Source organism: Pseudomonas sp. HMWF021 (assembly GCF_003061005.1).
GTDB lineage: Bacteria > Pseudomonadota > Gammaproteobacteria > Pseudomonadales > Pseudomonadaceae > Aquipseudomonas.
This window is the reverse complement of the sequence record NZ_QAIK01000082.1, coordinates 22,893-27,151: the sequence shown is the minus strand read 5'-3', so window position 1 is coordinate 27,151 and position 4,259 is coordinate 22,893. Positions and strand designations below refer to the sequence as shown.

At 62.8% G+C, this 4,259-nt stretch carries 2 protein-coding genes and 1 pseudogene; 2 read left to right on the top strand and 1 reads right to left on the bottom strand.

Annotated features, from left to right (window positions below; translation table 11 throughout):
• Positions 1-2,483, bottom strand: a 2,483-nt coding sequence (locus tag DBR18_RS29070) for an autotransporter-associated beta strand repeat-containing protein (RefSeq protein WP_256588675.1), incomplete at its 3' end; no start/stop codon positions are given.
• 442 nt (positions 2,484-2,925) lie between these two features.
• On the opposite strand from DBR18_RS29070, the gene DBR18_RS11040 reads away from it, so the two are divergent.
• A complete protein-coding gene (locus tag DBR18_RS11040; RefSeq protein ID WP_108590344.1) occupies positions 2,926-3,885 on the top strand; it encodes a nucleoside-specific channel-forming protein Tsx in 960 nt (319 codons plus the stop codon).
• 15 nt (positions 3,886-3,900) lie between these two features.
• Positions 3,901-4,259: pseudogene (locus DBR18_RS29065) on the top strand (purine nucleoside permease); the annotation flags it as partial.

The following is a 4,259-nucleotide window of genomic DNA, read 5'->3' as shown; positions in this document are numbered from 1 at the left end:
CCGAGGGTCAGTGCGTTGCTGCCCCCGATCCCCAGGCTGTTGTTGAGGATGACGTTGTTGTTCAGTGTTACCGCCGTATTGCTGTCGAGTGTCGCCACGCCGCCAACGGTAATGTCGCCGCTGCCGAGCGCCGCGTTGGCCCCGGCGGTGAGGGTGCCGGCGTTCAACGCAATGGGGCCGAGGAAGGTGTTGGCGCCATTGAGAATCAGGTTGGCCGCACCGTTTTTGGTCAGGCCGCCACTGCCGCTGATGATGCCGCCCAGGGTCAGGTTGGCGCTGCCGCCGACATTCAGGTTGCCGCCGAGGCTGACCGCGTTGGTCAGCGCCACGGCGGTACTGGCGTCGAGCGTGGTGCCCGCCGCCGTGGTCAACGCGCCAGTGCCCAGCGCGGTGTTGGAGCCGACAATCAGCGTGCCGGCATTGAGCGCGGTACCGCCAGAGAACGTGTTGTTGCCGCTGAGGGTCAGGTTTGCAGTGCCGTTCTTGATCAGGTTTCCAGTACCGCTGACCACGCCGCTCAGGCCCAGCGCCTGGGTGCCGCCGATCGTCACCCCGCCTGCCAGCGCGACAGCGTTGGCCAGAGTCACCGCCGTTGTCGCATCCAGTGTGGTGCCGGCCGCCGCACTCAGCGCGCCGGTACCCAGCGCAGTGTTGCTGCCGAGCAACAGACTGCCGGCATTGAGCGCTGTGTTGCCGGCGTTGGTGTTGTTGCCGGTCAGCGTCAGGCTGGCAGTGCCGGATTTGGTAATGCCGCCGGTGCCGGACAACACGCCACCCAGGGTCAGGGCATTGCTGCCGAGTACGTTGAGCGCGCCGGTCATGCCGATGTTATTGGCCAGCGTGACGTTGGCGGTGCTGTCCAGACTGGTGCCGGCAGCGGTATTCAACGCGCCGCTGCCCAGCGAGTTGTTGTTGGTCACCAGCAGGCTGCCGGCGCTCAACGTGGTGGTGCCGGTGTAGCCGGTGTTGGCACCGCCAAGGGTCAGGCTGCCGGTGCCGGTCTTGGTCAGGCCACTGCTGCCGCTGATCAAGCCACCGAGGGTCAGCGCGCCGGTGCCGCCAGCCGTCAATGTGCCGCCGAGGCTGATGGCGTTGTTCAGGTTGATCGTGCCGGGCGCGCTCAAGGTGGTCGCGCCGGTGACGTTGACGGTACCGGTGCTCAGCGCCAGGTTGTTGCCCAGCTGCACAGTGCCGCCGTTGAGCGTGGTGTTGCCCAGGTAAGTGTTGGCGGCGCTGAGACTCAGTTGCCCGGTACCGACCTTGGTCAGGCCACCGCTGCCGGAAATCACCCCGCTCAGGGTGGTGGCGTTGGTGCCTTGCACGGTCACGCCGCCAGCACCTAGGGAAATCAGGTTGCTGAGGTTCAACCCGGCATTGCTGGCCTGCAGAATCCCGCCGTTGGAGGTCAGCACGCCGCTGCCGAACGTGGCGTTGTTGTTGAACTGCGCGATACCGCCATTGAGCGTGGTCGCGCCGCTGACCAGTGGCCCCTGCAAGGTCCAGGTGCCGCTGTTGAGGGTCAGGTTGTTGAAGTTGACGTAGGTGGCGCTGGACGCCGTGCCGGTACCGGTGGTGCCGCCACCGACTCCGCTGGGGTTTTGCAGGACCAGCGTGTTGGTACCGGCCGCGCCACCGTCGACGGTGCCGGTGGGCGCAAACGTCAGGTTGATGCCGATCAGGCCACCAAGGCCGACGCTGACCTGCACGCCGTCACCCACGTTGACGCTGGAGCCGGTTACCGCCGTGAAGGTGTTGGTACTGCTCGCCCCCATCGACACGCCGCCGGTAATCGTACCGGCGTTGGTGAAAGTGTTGCCCGCCGCCGAGGTCTCGAAGGCGATCCGACCGTTGATGACGCCGGTACTGCTGTTGGTCATATTGACCTGCGAGCCGCCATAGACCCCGACCACTGGAGTATCGGCCAGGGTGATGCCACCGACCGACAGCCCGGTCGAGGTGATGGTGCCGTTGTTGGTGATGCTGGTGGTGCCGGCCGCAGCGTTGTTTACCGCGATTCCCAGACCGTCGATGCTGGTCAGGTTGAGCCCGAGCAGCATGCCGGTGCCGCGAATGATCCCGCTGGCGTTGTTGAGCACGCTGACCGTACTGGTCGCACCGGTGCCAATGAACGCACCGCCGCTCAACACCGACACAAGCCCGAGAAAGGCAGGGTCAAGGGTGCCGGAGTTGTTCAGAGTGATGTTGACCCCGGTCAGGTCCATCACGTGGCCGCCGAGGGTCGCGTTCATTGCCGCCCCCGAGTTGACGTTGACCGTCAGACCGTTGGTGGCACTGGCGAAATTGTTGAGAAACAGCGGCAGCGTCGGCACCCCGGTACAGGTCACCGTGGAGCCTGCCGTGGAGCACGTGGCCAATGCAGGCGCGCTGACCCCACCGAACAACAGTCCGGCAACGCTCAGGTGCACAGCAAGGGAAAGAGGGGAAAAACGCGAAACGAGGGCGACACCAAACCTTGCTTCCACGGGCTACTCCTTGTCGTGGCCAAATTCTTCCTTGAAGGCGTGCAAGTCGGGCTTATTCCACACGCGAATCAAGACTGCGACGGTCATCACAAAACCGCGTTATGGGTGACAAGCTAGTAGACGCCCCGCGATGGGGCACTGATTAAATGGTGTTAATACTTTAATACTAGGCCCGTCTAAATCGCGGGTTTCGCCCCCTAAACACTGGACTCTGACTAAACGACATCCCCCTTGTAGGAGCTGCGGCACGCTGCGATCTTTTGATCTTGATCCTTAAAAACAAAATCAAAAGATCGCAGCGTGCCGCAGCTCCTACAGGGGCAAACGGCGCGACTTGGTACGCCTTGTGCAAACGTTTGCGACCTGCCTATAACGGCTTTTTCGTCACAAAACCGTACAGACCCGCAGAACCCGGGCCTCGATCCGCAAAAAAGGACTTTGAATGCACGCCGCTTGCTCTTTTCGCGCCCCGTTTGCGCGCACTTTTGCTGTTTCCCTGCTACTGACCGGCGTTACCGGAGTTCTCAGCCACAGCGCACTGGCGCAACCGGCGCTGCCCGAAGAATCCGCTCAGGGCGAAACCCTCAGCCCCGAAGCCAGCCCGCCGAAACAAGGCGCGTATCTGTCGGACTGGTACAACCAGGACCTGACGCTGATCGGCAGCAAGGACATCAGCTTCGGACCGCAACCGGCCGACGATATCTATCTGGAATACGAATACTTCGGGCGCAAGGGGCCGTTCGAGCTATACGGCTACGTCGACATTCCGAAGATCTTCAACATCGGCAACAGCCACGACAAAGGCGTGTGGGACCACGGCTCGCCCGTGTTCATGGAACACGAACCGCGCATCTCCATCGACTACCTCGCCGGCCGCAGCCTGGCCATCGGCCCGTTCAAGGAATGGTACGTGGCGTTCGACTGGATCTACGATCACGGCAGCCGCAAGGAGAACCGCGCCAACACCCTGTACAGCGGCTTTGGCACCGACATCGACACCCACTCGCGGGTCAATCTGTCGGCCAACCTGTACGGCCGCTACCAGTGGGAAAACTACGGTGCGAGCAATGAATATTCGTGGGACGGTTACCGCGCGCAGCTCAAGTACATCGTGCCCATCGACAAATTCAGCAATGGCGCGTCGCTGACCTACATCGGCTTCACCAACTTCGATTTCGGCTCCGACATCCACAAGGACAACCCGGCGCGCACCGCCAATGCCACGGTGGCGACCAACGTCTTGCTGTACTCGTTCACCCATTTGCGCTTCACCCTGGTCGGCCGTTATTTCCACAACGGCGGCAACTGGGAGGACGGCAGCGAGCTGAACTTCGGCGACGGCAATTTCCGCGCACGCTCCAACGGTTGGGGTTACTACGCCGGCATCGGCTATCAATTCTGAATTCAGGAGATTCTCATGCAAGCAATGACGCGTCTGACCCTGGCCGCTGCGGCCCTGCTCTCTTCCACGGCCTGGGCGGCGCAAGCGCCGATCCAGCCGAAAGTGGTACTGATCACCATGTTCGCCCCCGAGGCGCAGAACTGGATCGAGCGCCTGGACCTCAAGCAGGAAATCCGCGTGCCGGGCCTGTCCGCCGAGTACCCGACCATCCGCTGCAACACGCAGCAGGTGTGCCTGCTGACCACCGGCATGGGCCAGACCAACGCCGCCGCTTCGACCCTGGCCTTGGCGTTATCGCCGAAATTCGATCTGCGCAAGAGCTGGTTCCTGATCGCCGGGATCGCCGGTATCAGCCCCAAGCACGGCACCATCGG